The 17,780-nt window shown below is 24.6% G+C and carries 19 protein-coding genes and 2 pseudogenes; 6 read left to right on the top strand and 15 right to left on the bottom strand.

Going from position 1 to position 17,780, the window contains the following annotated elements; all coding sequences use genetic code 11:
• The first annotated feature begins 553 nt into the window (after positions 1–553).
• The gene (locus HNR35_RS05885; protein WP_236845801.1) at positions 554–919 is read left to right on the top strand and encodes a hypothetical protein; all 366 of its coding nucleotides are present in this window, start codon (positions 554–556) and stop codon (positions 917–919) included.
• 50 nt (positions 920–969) lie between these two features.
• Here HNR35_RS05885 and HNR35_RS05190 read toward each other — a convergent pair whose 3' ends face one another.
• The 3 genes and pseudogenes from HNR35_RS05190 to HNR35_RS05180 form a co-directional block, all read right to left on the bottom strand.
• Positions 970–1,182, bottom strand: coding sequence for a hypothetical protein (locus tag HNR35_RS05190; RefSeq protein WP_236845800.1), 213 nt, complete (start codon positions 1,180–1,182; stop codon positions 970–972).
• Positions 1,183–1,382: 200 nt separating this feature from the next.
• Positions 1,383–1,514 (bottom strand): annotated as a pseudogene (locus HNR35_RS05185) (complement regulator-acquiring protein); the annotation flags it as partial.
• Positions 1,515–1,712: 198 nt separating this feature from the next.
• Complete coding sequence (locus tag HNR35_RS05180; protein ID WP_183224380.1) at positions 1,713–2,558, bottom strand: complement regulator-acquiring protein; 846 nt, start codon at positions 2,556–2,558, stop codon at positions 1,713–1,715.
• Between the two features lie 466 nt (positions 2,559–3,024).
• Here HNR35_RS05180 and HNR35_RS05930 point away from each other — a divergent pair, with 466 nt between their 5' ends.
• Complete coding sequence (locus tag HNR35_RS05930; protein WP_157861267.1) at positions 3,025–3,117, top strand: complement regulator-acquiring protein; 93 nt, start codon at positions 3,025–3,027, stop codon at positions 3,115–3,117.
• Positions 3,118–3,817: 700 nt separating this feature from the next.
• A complete protein-coding gene (locus HNR35_RS05880) occupies positions 3,818–4,060 on the top strand; it encodes a P12 family lipoprotein (RefSeq protein ID WP_011703975.1) in 243 nt (80 codons plus the stop codon).
• Positions 4,061–4,375: 315 nt separating this feature from the next.
• On the opposite strand, the pseudogene HNR35_RS05925 reads toward HNR35_RS05880, so the two are convergent.
• The 3 genes and pseudogenes from HNR35_RS05925 to HNR35_RS05960 all read right to left on the bottom strand — a co-directional run.
• A pseudogene (locus HNR35_RS05925) lies at positions 4,376–4,477 on the bottom strand (OspD family protein); the annotation flags it as partial.
• A 53-nt stretch (positions 4,478–4,530) separates the two neighbouring features.
• Positions 4,531–4,605: an OspD family protein gene (locus HNR35_RS05920; protein WP_336509707.1), complete on the bottom strand. Its 75-nt coding sequence runs from the start codon at positions 4,603–4,605 to the stop codon at positions 4,531–4,533.
• Between the two features lie 55 nt (positions 4,606–4,660).
• On the bottom strand, positions 4,661–4,726 hold the full coding sequence (locus HNR35_RS05960) for a hypothetical protein (protein ID WP_336509706.1): 66 nt from the start codon (positions 4,724–4,726) through the stop codon (positions 4,661–4,663).
• Positions 4,727–4,932: 206 nt separating this feature from the next.
• Between HNR35_RS05960 and HNR35_RS05150 the strand changes: the two genes are divergently transcribed.
• A complete protein-coding gene (locus tag HNR35_RS05150) occupies positions 4,933–5,412 on the top strand; it encodes a virulence associated lipoprotein (RefSeq protein ID WP_236845799.1) in 480 nt (159 codons plus the stop codon).
• A 379-nt stretch (positions 5,413–5,791) separates the two neighbouring features.
• On the opposite strand, the gene HNR35_RS05145 is transcribed toward HNR35_RS05150, so the two are convergent.
• From HNR35_RS05145 to HNR35_RS05120, 6 genes are all read right to left on the bottom strand, one after another.
• Entirely contained in the window at positions 5,792–6,091 is a 300-nt protein-coding gene (locus tag HNR35_RS05145; protein WP_183224378.1) for a DUF5425 family lipoprotein, read from the bottom strand.
• An 845-nt stretch (positions 6,092–6,936) separates the two neighbouring features.
• Complete coding sequence (locus HNR35_RS05140) at positions 6,937–7,131, bottom strand: hypothetical protein (protein WP_183224376.1); 195 nt, start codon at positions 7,129–7,131, stop codon at positions 6,937–6,939.
• Positions 7,132–7,644: 513 nt separating this feature from the next.
• Positions 7,645–8,706 (bottom strand): ferrous iron transporter A, encoded by a 1,062-nt coding sequence (locus HNR35_RS05135; RefSeq protein WP_183224374.1) that lies wholly within the window; start codon positions 8,704–8,706, stop codon positions 7,645–7,647.
• 1,068 nt (positions 8,707–9,774) lie between these two features.
• On the bottom strand, positions 9,775–10,881 hold the full coding sequence (locus HNR35_RS05130) for a plasmid maintenance protein (protein WP_183224372.1): 1,107 nt from the start codon (positions 10,879–10,881) through the stop codon (positions 9,775–9,777).
• 155 nt (positions 10,882–11,036) lie between these two features.
• Positions 11,037–11,363 (bottom strand): hypothetical protein, encoded by a 327-nt coding sequence (locus HNR35_RS05125; protein ID WP_183224370.1) that lies wholly within the window; start codon positions 11,361–11,363, stop codon positions 11,037–11,039.
• Between the two features lie 149 nt (positions 11,364–11,512).
• The gene (locus tag HNR35_RS05120) at positions 11,513–12,466 is read right to left on the bottom strand and encodes a hypothetical protein (RefSeq protein ID WP_183224368.1); all 954 of its coding nucleotides are present in this window, start codon (positions 12,464–12,466) and stop codon (positions 11,513–11,515) included.
• A 228-nt stretch (positions 12,467–12,694) separates the two neighbouring features.
• On the opposite strand from HNR35_RS05120, the gene HNR35_RS05115 reads away from it, so the two are divergent.
• Positions 12,695–13,273: a hypothetical protein gene (locus HNR35_RS05115; protein ID WP_183224366.1), complete on the top strand. Its 579-nt coding sequence runs from the start codon at positions 12,695–12,697 to the stop codon at positions 13,271–13,273.
• A 145-nt stretch (positions 13,274–13,418) separates the two neighbouring features.
• Here HNR35_RS05115 and HNR35_RS05110 read toward each other — a convergent pair whose 3' ends face one another.
• The 3 genes from HNR35_RS05110 to HNR35_RS05985 all read right to left on the bottom strand — a co-directional run bounded on the left by HNR35_RS05110 (position 13,419) and on the right by HNR35_RS05985 (position 16,087).
• Positions 13,419–14,102, bottom strand: coding sequence for a hypothetical protein (locus tag HNR35_RS05110; protein WP_183224364.1), 684 nt, complete (start codon positions 14,100–14,102; stop codon positions 13,419–13,421).
• Positions 14,103–14,941: 839 nt separating this feature from the next.
• Positions 14,942–15,601, bottom strand: a complete 660-nt coding sequence (locus HNR35_RS05105) for a hypothetical protein (protein WP_183224362.1) — start codon at positions 15,599–15,601, stop codon at positions 14,942–14,944.
• A 318-nt stretch (positions 15,602–15,919) separates the two neighbouring features.
• The gene (locus HNR35_RS05985) at positions 15,920–16,087 is read right to left on the bottom strand and encodes a transposase (protein WP_214646006.1); all 168 of its coding nucleotides are present in this window, start codon (positions 16,085–16,087) and stop codon (positions 15,920–15,922) included.
• Positions 16,088–16,678: 591 nt separating this feature from the next.
• Here HNR35_RS05985 and HNR35_RS05870 point away from each other — a divergent pair.
• Positions 16,679–16,864, top strand: a complete 186-nt coding sequence (locus HNR35_RS05870) for a transposase (RefSeq protein WP_236845798.1) — start codon at positions 16,679–16,681, stop codon at positions 16,862–16,864.
• Positions 16,865–17,780 lie beyond the last annotated feature (916 nt).

The raw sequence follows: 17,780 nt of genomic DNA, 5'->3' as shown, positions 1-17,780 counted from the left end.
AGATTAATCTTTAGAGTTAATATATCTATACTAAATAATAATTATATATATAATTATTATTTAGTATAGATATATTAACTCTAAAGATTAATCTAAAAAGGTAAAACTTTCCCCTTCAAACAACAAACCTTTAAATCCAATTTCTCAAAAGAATAAACCTTTAACCCTTCAAAATAAAACTTTAAATTTTTTTGAAATTTTTACATAACAGTATATAATGTTTATATGTTTTTATTCAAGTTCTTTTTTAAAGGCAAGTCTGCTAAACAAAAAAATTTTTATAAAATCAATCCCGATGAATTCATTCTAATTAGTGAACATCTGATCAATTCTTCTAGCACTAATCACCAAGACTTTCTTAAGATTAGCGTCCCTTTTAATTTTCAGTAGATAGTCATTATCACCCATCTTTTCAAAGGTAAACCACGAAAATTTGGCTTTATTGGTTTCATATTTTTTTTCAATCCAATCAATAATGTACCTATACATGTAGTCATAATTCAAATCTTCTGGTCCAAACTGGGGGGAAATTCTCTTTTTTCTCCCCTTTTTTTTGGCTTGTATTTCTGCACCTGTATATACACAAAATAATAAGAATAAAAGTAAGGAAAAAGAAAATATTATAAAGAAAAGTGAAGAAAGTAATAATTTAGGAGCACAAACAAATAATATTTTAAACACAAAGCACTCTAATACTAGCAAATCAGATAACAATAAACATAATGCTAATGCTAATAGAAAATCTCAACAAATTAATAAGGAATCTAATGAAGCTATTACTGCTAGGGAAATTATGTACGAAGCTGAAACTTTTTTAGAAAAAACTGAAAAAATAACTGCGGACTTAGAAACAACAAAATCAAAACTTGATAAGATAAAAAGTGTTATTGATACCCTAAAGAAGGTATATCTTTTATAGCCTCTTCTAAAGCCCCTTCTGCTTTTCTTTTTGCATTCTCAAAATCATCCTTAGTAGATTCTTGCTAAAGCACCAATTGCATCATTGTAATGAGATTTAGCAGAAGCATGACTGCTATTAACCTTATTAATTTCTTGGTTCAAGTTATGTAATAGTAATGTATTGTTGTTAGTATTATATTTAGATTTTCTAGCAGTATTTAAATAAGAACGAGCGCCCTCAATATCTTTACTATTCTTGGATAGCTGATGCTCAAAAAGCAATCAAGAATGCTAAAAGCTTGTTTGAGAATGCTAAGAATAAACAAGAAGAACTTAACGATAAGATGAATAAGGCAAATGTAGAGCTTCTTACATTAGAGCAAGCATATAAAGTTTTGCAAACTAAAAAATCTTAGAAATAGAGTTATAATCCTAAAAATTATAAAAACTTATACGAAAAGCTCCTCTAAACTTTGATTTTGGTTATTTTCTAAATTAGTATTGATATGAGGTTTTGGATTGACCTTTCCAATAGGTACACATGATATGCAAATTGAAGTTAATATTGCTGTAATAAAGTTAAGCTTAATAATATCTAATTTGGGGTTTTTCAAAATGCTCTCCTTATAAATTTGAATTACCAAAAATTAGTTTTAATTTAAAACAACAATATTAAATTTATTTAATATTGAAAATTTAATTTCTATTGCATGTTTTTAGCGCTAATTTAGATTGTATGAATAAAAAAAGAGAAGAATTAACTTCTCTTTTTAAAATATCAAGTGCAGCATATTATTTTTTTTTTGTTTAGATTAATCAGCTTGATTTAGTAGACAAAGAGGATGAGAGTATTTATCCTTTATGTGCTTTACTAGCGCTTCATCATTTGTTCTAATGCCACCAACATCTTTATTGTAAGCGTCAATAGTTGCGTTTAAGCTTTTAGCAAAGTTTTGTTTTATCTTTAAATCACGTTTTACACCTTGTAGTAACGTTTCGGTTTCTTCTTTGCTTGGAGCGCGTCGTAATGCATCTTGTATTTTTTTTAAATGCGTATCTTCTAATTCCAGTTGAATATTCCTTGATGTTTCGAGAAATTGACCAGCTACTCTTCGGTTCTTATCTGTTGTATCAAGTTTTTCAAGAATTTCTTTTAATGCCAATATTTTTTTTGTATCGTAATTTAGGGATGAATAAATTATTCTTTTTAATTTCATTTTTGCATGAAACATAAAATAATCACCACTTTGAAGTTTAAAAGTCTCTAAGAAATCATATTGAACACCATCAAATTTAGCTATTTTAGCTATTTGTGTATTTTCTTCCTTTTTTTGAGCTTCTATGCCTTTACCAATGTTTTCTAATTTTGAGATTGTGGTTTCTTCTTGAGAATTTTGATTTGAAGATTTTGAATTTTGAGATTCATTTTCAAAATTTTTGTTATTTTCTGATGAATTTGCTGAATTGGTATGGCTTTTTAGGTTTTTTAGATTTCTAGAATTGTTGCTTCGCTTTACTTTTTTGGGGATTTTAGAAGTAGTAGGATTTTTTAGTTTGTTTGGATTAACACTGCCAAAAGGTGCACATGATATGCAAATTGAAGTTAATATTACTGTAATAACGTTAAGCTTAATAATATTTAATTTAGAATTTTCCAAAATGCTCTCCTTATAAATTTATATTATTAAATAATAATTTTAATTCAAAATAATAATATTACAATTTAATATTTTTATCAATTAATATTAAACTTATTTGATATTAAAAATTTAATTTCCATTGATGTTTTTAGCGTGAATTTAGATTGCATGAATTTTAAGAATATAAGTTAATTCTTCTCTTTTAAAAATATAAAGTGCAACAATTTGTATGGATTTAATAGATCTAGGGAATAAAATCTAAGTATTCTTTCATAAAATGGTCTTCGAGATTTTTTATATTTGTTTTAATATCTAAAAAATTTCGATTGCAAGCTTCAATAGTTGCGGTTAAGGTTTTTGCAAAGTTGTGTTTTATCTTTAAATTCTTTCCTATATATTGTAATAATTCTTAGGAATCTTCTTGGTTTAGCATGCGTAATTCATCTTATATTTTTTTCAATACTTGTAGTGGAAAAAAACACTAATGAATAGAATAATTTACTTGTCTCTAAATTACGAAATACAAAAAATAGAGATATTAAAAGAAATGCTTGAAAAACTTAAAAAAATCCTCTGAAAAAATTTTCAACTCAAAGTTTTCTTCATCAAATTGTGCTAAATATTTAATTTCAATTAGACAAATCTGATATTTGGAATTGATGTTAAAAATCTCTAGAAAATCGTGTTGAACAACAATTATTTCAGCTATTCGTATATTTTCTTGAATATGTTAGGATTTCAGAGCAGATCTTTATCAATTTTTTCTAATTTCTAGATTGTAGCTAACTTATTGATAATTTTGATTTGAAGACTTGGAATTTTGATATTAATTTTCAAGATTTTGGTGATGTTCTATTCGAGGTTATGCTGTATTTTTTCGGATAGCGTTACTGTTTGTTTTGGGATTGATCTTGCTAATAGGTATATATAGAATCTAAAAATTTTGAATTTGTTATTATTTTTTTATCAAACGTGTTATCTAAAAATAATCAGAATACTAACCATTTCAATTGAGCATAATCAAAAAAAGAGATAAAAAAAGGGATCCTTTCCCTTCTACCAAGAAAGAAAAAAAGTGAATAAAGCAATTAAAGATATAGAAAATCTTATTAGAGACCCTGAATTTTCCAGTTAATTGAGAGTGTATGTCCACTTAAACATGAATATACTTAAATAAAAAATGATTTTTATGATGCGACAACTAAAACTAGAAACAAAAAAACATCATTAATAAAAACGATCATAATAATAGAAATCACACAAAGAAACTAACACAATTGCAAAATAATTTAAATATGGGAGATAAACTTGATGAAATCATGAGCTATATTGATATTGCAAAACAAAATATAAGAGCTGCTGCTTTATTTTTATGTAAAGTTAAGGAAAGTTTAAAAGAGGGAATTATTAAAAGATTGGAAAGTGAAAATAGGTCAGTATCACAATTATCTAAACAGGCTTTAAATAAAATAAAAAATACTTTAAAGAGCTCGGAAAGCTCTTATTTTAAAAAGGTTTAACAATGAGAAGAAATAGGATTATAAAAGAACTTATTGAAAATGCAAAAAATGTTTTAAGTAAGTCTTAAAATGGATAATAAAATATTTAAATATTAATATATTTAAATTAGAGCCTTCTTTTAAAGAAGACTCTCTTATAATAGTAACCACACATATCTTAACTAAAAGATATTCTTTTTTATTAATTTACTCATCAACATTATTAAAAATAGCTATAATTTTGGCCTTACATTTTTTGTATCGCTATTTTTTTGTTTAAGAAATTTATTATTAAAAGCTTTAACTAATTCCACAATCTAGTTAATAAAAATATATTTAAGTATTTAACAGGGCCACAACTTCTTGCGCTATTTCCGCTACATTTTTGGCTATTTGTAATACTAACTCTGCTACTTCTTCTATATCTGCAAGTTTTGTATTGTTCGCAGTTTATGTCTTTATTTTATCCAATGCCTCTTTGACTGCATTTTCTACATCATTAACTCATCTTTTACTTTTACTGTGGCTTTCCAAGCTATTTCTACAGCCTCTTTAGCTTGTTTTATTTCATCAGAAATCAGATAGTGTTTTTAGTTGCTCTTATTGCTCTTTATACAGTTTTTACATATTTTGTTCTGCTGCTTTAGTAAGGTTATATGCTTCTTTTGCAACATTAGCCGCAACTATTGCTTTACTAGCAAAAAAAGACTAAAATCCAATAATAAGAAATTAAAACCTAAAAAAGAAGTAACCCAAAATCAAAGAATGAAAAAAACGCTGCTTGATGATCTAAAAAATTTAATAGAAACAGCTAGCGCAGATAGAGAAAAATATGTAAAAAAAAATTAGAAGAAGAACCTGCGGACCAATATGAAATATTAGCTTTCAAAGGATTGTTTTGGCCAACATCACCAAATGAATATATAGCTGATAATACTGAAAAATCTAAAAGATATAGAAAATACGTTTATTGCACCTTAAATGCTATTGATACTAATAAATTAAAGGAACTTTCAGAAATCATACTGTTGTCAGGCCAAACAGGCGCCCTATTTAACATCTTTAAGGAATTGGGAAATACTATTGACGACGTGATTGTTAGCCTATATTCTAAAAAAGACACTCTAAACAAACTAGAGATTTTAGACTTAGAGAATCTTAAAAATTCATTTGAAAAATTATTATCTACAAAAACAATCGTCTCAGAAATGTTAAGCCAACTTTTATTAGATTATCAAAATGATAAAAATCTTATAAAAACAAATAACACTAATCTTGAATTTCACGTACATGCAATCTTAAAACAAATTGTAAAAAAAAGTGAAGAAACAGAAAAGCTAAAAAGTGACATAATTTCAATATGCGACCTTTAAGGTATGTATTGAAATTGTAATAATGTATCAAGCTTATCTTCAATAAAAAGTAGGCCTTATCTTTTAAACAAAAATTATAAACTTATTCCACTTATAATTTACATAAACTTTGGGTGGAATAAGTTTGCCAAATTGATTTATTGGGATTTATACTTCTTTACTATGTCTATAGAAACTCCTCCAGTAAAACTCTAAGATAATAATCTTCATGTTAAAAATAAGATTTAAATTCCTTATTAAAGAGGCACTTTTACAAACTTCCCCCTGACTGACACAATAGCTATAAAGCTGCATTTAAACCTACGAATATAGGTTTAAATTAAAAGCCTTTGCAATTAAATTATGGACAGAGAATTCTTTTATTTCTTTGATAAATTAATCATTTTGATTTTGTCTTGCAAGATGAATAGGTTTTACTATAGGAATTTGAAACATTGGTTTCTCTAGAAGAATAAGAACGCCTTATGCCATTATTTACATCTAATTTAATTTGAGAATTTTGAATTCTACCTTCATTTTCACTTAAACATCCATAATTCAAATTATCTAGATATTTCTTTTCTAAATTAGAAATATCATCCATTTTATTTTCAGCATCATTGCTTGATAAATCACAGCCTAATACCAATAAGAAGGCTGATATTGTAGATAACAATGAAATAGCAGATTTTTTATTCATAAATCTATTCTCCTTCGATTTTTATAATTAAAAGTTACTTTACAAAAACCATAAAGCAATATAAATAAATATACTTTAAGAGTTAGGTATTAAAAGTTCTACTATAATAAATACGACTAATTTTATCTTTTTATATAATATAATTAGTCCAAATTTGTATTTATTTTTTAGTACTTTAACTATAGAAATTATATTTTAAATTAATCATTTTTTAAATATTCATTGGTTTTTATTTGTTAAGCTGCTGTTTTCGATTTTCAAACCATTAGATAAGCCACTATTTCTAAATCAAAGATTTAGAAATAGTGGAGGTCTTTATAATTTTTAATTAAAAATGCAAATATTAAAACGTAAAAGTAATATACTTGACTACTTCAATGAAAATTTTAAAAAAATGGCAAATCACCCATCATCTTATTTTTTTCCAACTTTTTCAGAAATCTCTAAAACTTTTGCTAAAGCAAAAAAAAATAATTATAGTGATCACAATTTTTTAAAAGAGTTTAATTGGTAGCCTTTTATTTAAAAATAAGTATATATTCTTCTTTAAAGAATAGTAAAATAATATAATATCACTAAAAAGTACTAGCATTAGTTAATGTGAGCTTCTAAACTTAGAATACATATTTTTAATGTCATTCAACGTCTTATCTTCAGGATCGCCAACAATAAGAGAAAGGCTAACATCCACTAATTCTCCATTTTATCTACTATCCACCTGAAGAGATGGAGGATTAAAAACACTAGCAAGTCTCTTCTCCACTCTATATACTCTTCTCCGCATCTATATTAAAACTTTCCTCCCCTGCCCTCTACATTGGATTAATTATCTTGCCGTATTTAACCTAACTAAATGGTTCTTTAACTTTACCCCTATTTTTTAGTTTAAATAAAAACCTTTGAACATACTCTGCCACTTGAGATACATTGCATTTGAAATAAAAATTAAAATAAGCTACTCGAGTGTATGTTTTTAACAATTCGTCTTTTAACGTATTAACAAAAAAAGTTAATGTATTAAGCTCCATTGCTAAGTCCAAAATTATTTTTCCAATCTGGTTTTAATTAATACTTTCTACGCTTTCTATATCTTGTAATAAGCAATTTTAATTATTATTACTATTATTTTAAAATAAAACCACAGCTTACAAAGCAAAGCAAAGCACACGAAATACACACACAAATCTACTACTATAAATAAGATTTACACCCTTAATTGTCTCACATATAAAATTCAAAATCAAATTATAATCTAAATCTTAATTTGATAAAATGAAAAAATTTTTAAATCAATCTTATAATACCATTCTGTATATAAACTTAAGAATAAAGTTATTTTATATACTTCCTTTAAAACATAAAATGTATCATATTCTGATATATCCTGTAAACAGTGTTTTTGACTTTATCTAAATTAATTAATTTATCTGCAAATTGAAGAAATTCTATTTTCCAATCCATAATACTTTTTACAACTAGAGCTTTTTTTATTTAATGTTAAACAGGCTACAATAATATGTAGCCTGTTTAAAAAATAAACTAATTATCAAAGATTAGTACCAAACACCATTCTTATCAATGACTATTTCGATTATTTTAAGAGAATCTTTCATTAATAAGATTGGCCTTACTATTGCTTTATATGCTTCGTATAAATCAGATTGTCCTTTGATCTTTGAAATTAAATTTTTTATTTCTGTTTCAATGGTATCTAATTTTCTTTTTGAATATATTTCTCTTGCATATACAAAATTTGTCGCAGTCCTTGCACTCACTTGAATATAGTTCAATAAAGTCTTAAGATCTTTTTCAAGTTCTTCTTTTGTAAACTTTTTAGCTTCTTCTCTAGCTTTGGCTTTAGCAAGGTTATCAAGACGTGTAGAATACATTTGGGTTTGCTTTGTTGAAAGTAAGGTATAATTATCATATATCTTAACAATTGTTTTAATTGCTGAACTTACATTATATTTCACACCCTCTAGATAAGATTCATATCTATTACTTAATCTTGTTTCCTCATCATCATAATAATAATCTTCTTCTAAAAGATACTGATCATAATCTTCTTCTTCTATTTCATCAGTGTATGAAATAGAGTTTGAGCCTGAAATAGCTTGTAAGTCACTCTTTAGTCTTAAATCAGAATCTATAGTAAAATCAATTTCATTGCTTTCAATAGTATCCTTCAATTCACCACTTTCACCACTAAGAAAACTTAAACTTCCTTGAAGGATCCTTTCACCCTCATCTTGCCGTTTTTGTATTTCTTCTTTTCTAGTCTCAGATCGTTCTCTTAATAATTTAGTTTTTAAAATTTCTTCTTCCGATATCACATTTTTTTGTGATAGATTACTGTTATTAACAGACTCACTCTTTACATGATGATTAAACGGGTCTTTTTTAACAGCATTACCTTCAACTTTCTTTCTAGCAACCTTACTTTTGCCTTTCTTATTAAGAGACTTTTTAACAGATTTATCACTAGTCTCTAAAATAGAACTTTCCTCATCACACAGGCCAAGAGATTTCTCTTGTATTTCATCTCTTATGAATAAATCACAACTGATAAAACCAAAAAGTAATCCCAAAGCTAAGCATTTACTTTTAATTTTCATGCTTTCTCTCCTTTAAATTTGATACTAACTTTAAATCATTTAAGCTGAATTCCAAAAATTAATAAACCTTTCTTATTAAAAGAGACAAAATTGCCATAATTTTAATTTATATAATACTTAAACCAATGTTTACTTTTATTTATCAATTCATTGAACCTATCTTACTTATTAAAAATTTAAAATAAGCGATATTAAGGGGCTGAACAAAATACTTTTTATCAAATTTTGGAAACAGATTTAAAAAATAAATTTGAAATAAAATTAAAAAAGTTTAAATGTGTTTACAATCTTATCATATGCTAATTTCATTCTTCGGAATTTTAACTTTAATCAAATCCTTATATTCTTTATCAAAATACTCTATCGATTTTTTATTGACAAAAAAATCGATATCATTGGTCTTAGCTTTATAAGATATAATAAGATTATTTATAAGCTTTTCTAATAGTTAATCTTTGCAATCGAATCAATATATTTAAGTTCTGTTTTCACTTTTCTTAAATCATTAAAACTTAATTGTTCAGATCTATCTTTATTATCTTCTAACCCATTTATAGCTTCTTTAAGGCTTTACTTTTACTTATTATTTGTAGTATTTTTTGATAATCATCGTGAATCTTAAGTAACACTTCTGCAGTTTTTTTTTAACAAGATAATAACAAAGAATTCTCCACCTATAATTTCATAGAAATTATAGGTGGAGAATTCTTTGTTATTATCTTGTTAAAATTTGAAATTTAGCGTAATCAAACTTTATTTAGATTAAATAGTAAATTTATGAAACGAAAGCTACAAACTTTAAAATAAAAAATTAGAAGAAGGAAGGCAATTATTTTAGAGTGAATATAAAATTTGTAATGCTATTTAAACTAAGATTTATACTAATACTTTTTTAGTTATACTCTTTTTATTGTTTGACTAAAAATCATGGATAGAATATTTCTATGAGAAATACATTTAATTAATGTAATCATTTTTTGGGCTAACATCCATGTTAATCTTTGATTTAATGGTTTGTCCAATTTTACCTTTATTTAAAATTTTTATAATATGATAACAAATAATTTTTTAATTAACTTTAATTTTGCTTATCTTTTTAAGACCTTTATGATCGGAAAAAAATACACTTATTCTGTTATCAGGGTTAGAAATATTCTTTTTGTTTCTTATATAGTTATTACAATATCTTTCTTTTGAACTTTTATTTAAGAACGTTTTCTTAAATCTTGTTTCCCAAATTTCATTAAAGTCATTTATTTTATCGGTCTTTCCGTTCATCATCCATATTTTTTTACTATATTTATTTTTAAACTCTTTTATAAAATGATTTGAAATGTCCTCAATTTTGTATTCTTTACTATATTTTTCTATTGCTGACTTTAAGTTTCTTAATGCATTTATGTAAGTTTTTTCATTGTTGCTTATTTTTAATATTTTTGTTATTTGAAATTTTTCTATTTTATGAACTTTTACTAGCTTGCTTGCAATATATTCTTTATAGGACATTTTCTTTATTTTTTTATTATCTATTTTTGTAGAATTCTTTATCTTATCTATATCCTTTATACCTTTAGGTATAACATCTGCAATTGATTCATCTGCAATTGAGCTTTTAGATTTTATATTTTTTATATTGGTTTTGTTAATAGCATTGTCAATTTCTTTAGAGAAATTAGATACTATTTTTTTATCTTTTAAATATTCTTTGATTTCTTTATTAATTGCTTCTTGAATAATTGTAAAACGGTGTTTCCAAAGATTTTTATTTTGTATATAAAATGCAAAGCTTCCATTATCTTTGCCTAAATGTTTTAGTTTAGTTGTTATTAACAGTACTTGATTTAAAAATGATATATCATATTCTAAAGTTCTGATTGATATTTTTTGATTATCTTTAGCAAGGCATTTATTAACTATATTATATATTTCTATTGTAGAATATGTTCTAAGTTTGTTGGATTTATAGTATTCTTTGTTTTTAAGATCAATTGCCCAGCATACCTTAAGTATTCTTTGGTATATGGCCTTTTTTTTAGTTAAATATGATTTTAGTCTTGATTGCTTTAGTTCTATTAAATTAGAGGTTGTGTTTTTTTGGTTGTGCTTTATAAGCTCTTCTAAAGTTATGAGATTGTTAAAATTTTTATTGACATTATTTTTTATTTTTATTATCATTATCTTATCCTGGCTTCTGAAGTGAAATTTGTTGTAGGTTCAGAAGCTTTTCCAATTATTCTATCTGCACTCTAAGTTTTTATTGTATTACAAACAAAATAACTAGCTTTTAACCATATTTTATAACAATGTTTTTAAAATGTCAATAAAATGGATTATAAGGTATGACCTATGGGGTTAGAAACAATTTGTATTTCATGTTTTGTAGATTTTCGGTTCATTATTTTTTTTGCTTGCTCAATTCTTAATTGGATTGTTTCTTTTATGCTATTTGTTATGGGCTTGGGTCTTCTGAAATCCATTAAAAAATATGTACAAAAATCTTCTAAAAGATAAGGACGGTTATCTACACGGATTGCGCATTTTAAAATTTTTGATTTTTTAGATATAGTATTTTTACTAATTGAAAGATTATAAGAATCTTCTAGTATATTTTGGAATTCTTTTAAAGAATAAAGTCTTACACCATTAATACTTAACATAAGTACCTCATTAGCTTTATTTTATTATATATTGTGTGTTAGTTTCAAGGAGTTCGGTTATATATTGGAAACTCTTAGCAGAGTGTTTATTAAGAGTTGTTAGATTATGTATTTAGGATTAATTACAGCAATTTATTTGATTAAAAAATTTATACCAAGGTGATCTTTTTAAGAAATGGGTTTATGTTTGGGGGTTGGGGCAAGTATTTTTTTTCAATGTTATCCTCTAATAGACTGATATCAATTCTGATATAGCTATTTTCTTGTATAATATTGATGTCATTTAAAATGAAGTCTAAGCCATTTGAATTTGAATTTTTAGTCAAGAAATTTGTTTTTTCTAAAAAGATTAACCGTATTTTGCCCCCCAATCCGTTTTCATTTTCAATAAAAGATCTTAACGTTTTTAGAATTTTTTGTTTATTGTTGATGGTTTTTATTTGATTTGAATTTGTTAAGATTATTTCTTCGTAGATTTTTGTACGCAGATTTAGCAGCATCCTATTTGTTGTTTTAATGTTTACATTTAAATTTGCACTAGTTTTTGTATCGGCTTTATTGATCATTTTGATATTTGAATAGCTTATTTTGGTCAAAAAAGGGAGTTGAATAGTTTGATTAATACCTTTTAATAATAAATTAACTTTTTGGTTGTTTGCTTTGCCTTCAAAAAGGTAAGTGTTATTATATCCTATAATGGGAATAAACGCGTTTTCTACATTTTCTTTTCTATAAATAGAACTAAGTATTTTTAGTCCAATTAGGTAAATTTTATCTTTATTGCTAGCTTTTAAATCAATAGTATAGGCTTTTACAACCATCATGTCGTAAACTATTTTAAGTTTTTCTTCACTTACATAGTTAATATAAAATTCAAGTTTATCTTTTAGAATGTCTGTTGGTAATTTAGAAAATTCATTTGGTCTTAATTTTAAACTAATAATTCCACCTTTAAATGTTTTAAGTTCTATATTCTCTTTTGAGTTTGTTTGGATAGTTCTTTCAAAATTAAGTTCAAATTTAAAAGCTATTGGGTTGATAATAAATATTTTTTTGTTTTTTACAAAGTAAGTATTAATAATTGACCTTGGGTCAGTATACACGATTTCTCCTATAGATGCACTTTGAAATTTGTATAAATTGGGATTAGAAATAATCTAATCTTTTAAATTGGTTTTTTATTAGAACAACACCTAATAATAATAGTTTTTTAATTTTAATTCAAGTTATAAAGTTAGAATGCTTTTATTTGAATTTATTATATTATTTAATTTTCTAATTTTAAGAAATTTTTTAAAAATAAATATAAGATAAACTAAAGGGAGATTTTAATGAATGCAAAATTTATTGTAAAATGTTTTATTTCGGTATTTTTTTTAATTTCTTGTCAAACTTATCAAATAGCTTACGATAGGTTTTCTCAGGTATTAGATTCACAATATGATATTGGGGTAAATTATTCTAGAGATGGGATATTTAGATCTGTAATTTCGATTAAATATGATAAGCTGAAAAATAAAAAGGAATATCTTATTTTGGTTAAAGTTGAGACTAGAAATTCTAATCAAATAAAGCTTGAAAAGATAATCACAGATACTAGGTTTGAGGCTAAAGGGGAGTTGGTTTTAGAAAATAGTAAACGTGTTGTTTATTATAATGATCTGTATGATTCATATTTTCCTTATGATTATACAACAGTGATTACTGAAAAAAATATTAAGGTAGAAATTTATAAATTTAGTATTCCAGAAAGTGAATTTATAAGATTTGTTTCTTTGGGCAATGATAATATAGCAGCATTTAGAATTTATGCGTTTAGGAATGATGTTGTTGTAAGCTTTAATAAGATTCCTTTTAAAGAATTTTTGGACGATTTTAACTTTAAAGTTAAACAACTTGGTGGAAGTTGACTTGAGTTTGAATAATTTTAAAGCTTAAGCTAAATAATTATTTACTAGGAAGGATGTAAATTAAGAGCATTTAGTATAAACAAAGTTTTTTGATATTAATTTATAATAATATCGACTTTAAAATTGTTTTATATTGTTTATTGTATCAACCTTTTGAAAGGTTGATGTATTCTAGTATGGCTTTTTCGTTTCTTAGTAGGAAAAGACCCTCTCTTATTCCATTATGAAATTCTTCAAAGGAAACTAAGATTGTTTTTAAATTTTTATCTTTGTTATCTATATTATCATAGTAAAATATGAAGTAAGGTCTTCCGGTATTATCTTTAAATCCGAGAAAATTTACAAATATTGCTGTTTCTTGAGAATCTGTTTTTAAATTGTATGCGAGACCATTTTTGTATAAAAAAATTCCATTACCTTCAAGATTTTTAATTTCTGAATTATTAATTGTATTTTTAATTTTAGTAAAACTTTCAATTGCTTTTAAAATATACTTTATTGATGAAAATTTTGCATAGTATATACGGTTATTAATTTGAAATTCTAAAAAGATTCCACATTCATTTCCAGCTTTAATTACATCTTGTTCATTTTTAATAGAAGTTGCAATTTTTTTGTCAATAACAAGATTAATTTTGAATGTGGAAATATGGTTTAACGTTTTTACGTTATCAATTGCTAAATTTTCTGTTAAATAGACTTTATAATTAATAAATATTCCTTTTATATTTTTAATTTTAGCTTGTTTGAATTCGTAGTTTGTGCTATGAGCATATATTACTAAATTTTGAATTAAAAGAACTAAGAATATAAAAGTTTTATTTTTCATTATATAACCTATTATATGATAGCAGCCTTAAATAATTTTAGTAAACCATTTTTATCTATTAAGGTTGAAATTTATAAAAATTTTAGCTACATAAATAGTTTTTATTGATTTTACAGAGAAAATTTTTTCAATATTTTGTATAGATTTGTATCAGATATTAAACTTTATTGGTTAGAATAAGTAAAAAGCCTGTATGTTTGTTTAGTAAAGACTTTATTATGCCAAATAGTTTACTTGATTTTTGATTTTCTCTATATAAAAAGAAAACCCCTTAAAAATAAGAGGTTCATTTAAAAGAATGTATGGTATGAAGTAAATATTGATAATAAATTCTTTTAATTTTAAAAAAGGAGAATATTTAATACTCAATTAATAGTTCAATAATTAAGTATTACCATTTTTTTGAAAATTTTTTTTAAAAATTATATTTTCGCAGAGAAAATCAAATATTATTTGATATGAAATTTTATTTATTATTATTAGGTGTAATTGTATATATTTATCCTTAGGGATTATTGTTTGAATTTTAATCATCTTATTAAAATTTTGTGATTTATAGCATAGTCATATAATAAGAATTAAATTTTTAGTTAATTTATGTTTGTTATATTTTCATTTTTTCTATTTGCTATAAACTTAATGTTTTAGACGTTAAATGTTTTAATTTTTAGTAAAAAAAAGAAGTCCCTACCCCTAATCTTATTTGGAGAGGATTAATAGGGGTGTTGGGGACTATTGGCAGATCGTTTTCTACCTTATATATATAATATTTTATTTTTTTAATTTTGTAAATATTATTTATTATTATTAAATAATATTTAGTATTTTTAATAGAAATGTTAAATATTGGTTTCTTTTCTATTATTTCCTTTTAATTTTTTATTTACGACGTTTGGCTTAGTATGTTGTTGTGATTGGCTTTTAATTTTACTGATGGCTTCTAAAAGCTTTATTTGCCCTTTATTAAGGGCCTTTTCTTCATTTGTAAGTTTTAAAGGGTTTAATTTTTGATTCATTGTTTGAATTTCTTTAATTTCTGCTTCAGTTGGTTCATAATCTATCCATTTTTTATCTATCCAGCCTTTTTCCCATTCATAGTAGCTTTCGTTGAAGTTTGTTTTGTTTTGTTCGTCGAAGTGTCTTGCTAGTGCGGCAATTATTTTTGTTCCATATTTAAGCATTTTTTCTGTTTTTGTTTTTGTAATAAATGTGTCGTAATCATAATTTTCTCCGGTTTGCATATTAACAATGTCAACTATAAGTTTAAAAGTATTTATGCAATTCATTGCAATATTTGTGGATGAAAAATTAGGGTCACTAAGGGCTTTAATATTAAGTTCATATTTTTTCTTTAAACTTATGGGAATTTTAAAAAAGTCGATTATAAAGCCATTTATTTTTGCTCGATAATTAGCCTCATATTGGGAATTCCCAAAGAAAGTTCCCTTTATGCCCCCAATTGTATATTCATTATAGTTTCTTGTTGTTTCTTTTTGCATTTTTTCCTTTAAAAAATATATTATTATTATATTAATATATTACAATATAATATAGTGTATTAATTGATATTATATATCAATTAATACACATTACAAATAAAAAAACATTTGTAATTTTGTTTTTTTTCTAAATTGTTGTAAATTTTAACTTATCTTTAACCTTTAACCATTTATAAAAAGTCCTTAAGAAAGAAATTTCTTAGGACTTTTTATTGATTTAACAAAAAATAATAAATAGATTTATTTTGACTCTGAATATGCTTTTCGATGAGATATTAATAGAGGCCCCCCCGGGAGAACAAGGCAATAACTTTTAGCTCAAAAATAATGTTTCCAATAATACTTATCCAAATAAGTAGAATATTTTTTTCTTATAAGCCTTGAAGATACTGGTTTTAGATTATTGATAAATTTAGAAGGGTGAATATTGGGATTAAATTCTAGTAATAAATGAACTTGATCTTTATCATAGTTGAATTTATGCAAGAGTCCTTTTCCGTAAAGAACATATATCAAGTATTATTTGTTAAGGAGAAGATAAAAGCTTGACATTTGTTATGTGTATATATTTAGTAACCCATACTAGGATAATTAATAGAGAATGTACGCAGTGATTTTTAAAAGTTTGGCGTATGTGCCATATACACTAAGTATAAGATATTAAAAATAATAAAATATATGAGTGCTAATAAAGCTTATAAAAGTACAGAATATATCCTAACACTAATTAAAAAAAATTTTCAAAAGTATTTAGATGTGTAAGCTTTTTATATAATAAAATGCTGAGTGATAGATAGATTATTATGAAAAATAAGCAAATTTTTATTATTCATTTAAGTAGATATAAAGAAGGGTTTCCATTTCTAAAAATAGGTTAATAGTTTAGTTCTTTGTAATTTTAACTTAATTTAAGCTTTACACATAATAATTTTTTCAGAGAAATTTTAAAAAGGAAATAGGAATATTAAAAACGATAAATTTCTTAAAAATGTAGTATTAGAAAAATAACCTATGATAAATATATATTTCAGTAGCAGTTGAGTACTTAGATGCTAAAAATAACAATAAACTTAAGAAATGTTAAAGAAAACTATAAAAAAACAAAAAGCTTTTATTAATAGAGTTAAGTCTAGGTTAAGAGTTGCTAAGCTGCATAAGAAAATTTCAAATCAAAGAAAAGACTTTTTACATAAATTATCTTACTACTTTGTAGCTAATTATAAAAACATAATAATAAAAAACTTATCAATTAAGGGTATGTAAAAAGGAATGTTTGGGAAAAGTGTTAATCATTTAGTATGATATGGGTTTTTGTAATACAATAATAACTTTCCTTATTATATAAATCAGAACGGTAGGAATCCTATTTGCGTAAAGTAGATAGATATTTCCTAACAAGTAAATTATGTGCCAATTTTGGTATTTAAAATACAGCTCTAAAATTAAGCGATACTAGGGAGACTTTCAGTTGTTGCAGTTCTTTGCATAATAGAGAAATAAATGCAATTCTAAATCTTAAGGCTTATTATGTAGAAATAAAAAACCAAGGCAGGGGCTTTATGAAGTAAAGCTTGTGGATCATACTCTAGTGGATAATTATTCTTGCGAAAAGAGTCTAAAAAGCTATCGTGGGATAAAGTAAAAAGGTATTTCTATGATTTTTGGTTTAGAAGTAGTTCGTAGGATGCATTAGTAAATGATTTATTTGTAAAATTTAGAGGAAATAATAAAAAGTTTTTGAAGACAATAAATCATTTAAAGTTCTTAAGGTCTTAAAGAAGTAAGGATTTTTTTTTGCTTGTTGTTTATTTTGGTAATAGTAATGTTGATCTTAATAAGCTTAAAGCTCAAAAATTATCATTTATAATGATATTGTGTTTAATTTACAAGATAAGCTTAGGTTAATTATGTTAGCCGTCTTTTATCAAGGAGAGCGGAAAGGATAGTAAATGCACTACTACTTTACATAGTTTTTGAAACTATATCAGATCTGATTTATTGAGCTCTTTTATAAAAGAGCTTCACTAGTAGAGATTAAATTAATTAAAATTAATTTAATCTCTACTAGTTGGTTTACATTGAGATAATTAATATATGATATAAAGTAATTAATATATGATATAAAGTAATTAATATATGATATAAAGTAATTAATATATGATATAAAGTAATTAATATA

The sequence above is a fragment of the Borreliella spielmanii genome, assembly GCF_014201705.1.
In the GTDB taxonomy this organism is placed as follows: Bacteria; Spirochaetota; Spirochaetia; order Borreliales; family Borreliaceae; genus Borreliella; species Borreliella spielmanii.
Note: the sequence above shows the minus strand (reverse complement) of the source record. Positions and strands in the feature narration are given on the sequence as shown.

Excerpts from the sequence above, each read along its gene's own strand:
- HNR35_RS05145 (WP_183224378.1), bottom strand. The coding sequence starts at position 6,091 with ATGAATAAAAAATCTGCTATTTCATTGTTATCTACAATATCAGCCTTC.
- HNR35_RS05115 (WP_183224366.1), top strand. The coding sequence starts at position 12,695 with ATGAATGCAAAATTTATTGTAAAATGTTTTATTTCGGTATTTTTTTTA.
- HNR35_RS05110 (WP_183224364.1), bottom strand. The coding sequence starts at position 14,102 with ATGAAAAATAAAACTTTTATATTCTTAGTTCTTTTAATTCAAAATTTA.
- HNR35_RS05870 (WP_236845798.1), top strand. The coding sequence starts at position 16,679 with ATGTTAAAGAAAACTATAAAAAAACAAAAAGCTTTTATTAATAGAGTT.
- HNR35_RS05930 (WP_157861267.1), top strand. The coding sequence starts at position 3,025 with ATGAATAGAATAATTTACTTGTCTCTAAATTACGAAATACAAAAAATA.
- HNR35_RS05130 (WP_183224372.1), bottom strand. The coding sequence starts at position 10,881 with ATGATAATAAAAATAAAAAATAATGTCAATAAAAATTTTAACAATCTC.
- HNR35_RS05135 (WP_183224374.1), bottom strand. The coding sequence starts at position 8,706 with ATGAAAATTAAAAGTAAATGCTTAGCTTTGGGATTACTTTTTGGTTTT.
- HNR35_RS05125 (WP_183224370.1), bottom strand. The coding sequence starts at position 11,363 with ATGTTAAGTATTAATGGTGTAAGACTTTATTCTTTAAAAGAATTCCAA.
- HNR35_RS05105 (WP_183224362.1), bottom strand. The coding sequence starts at position 15,601 with ATGCAAAAAGAAACAACAAGAAACTATAATGAATATACAATTGGGGGC.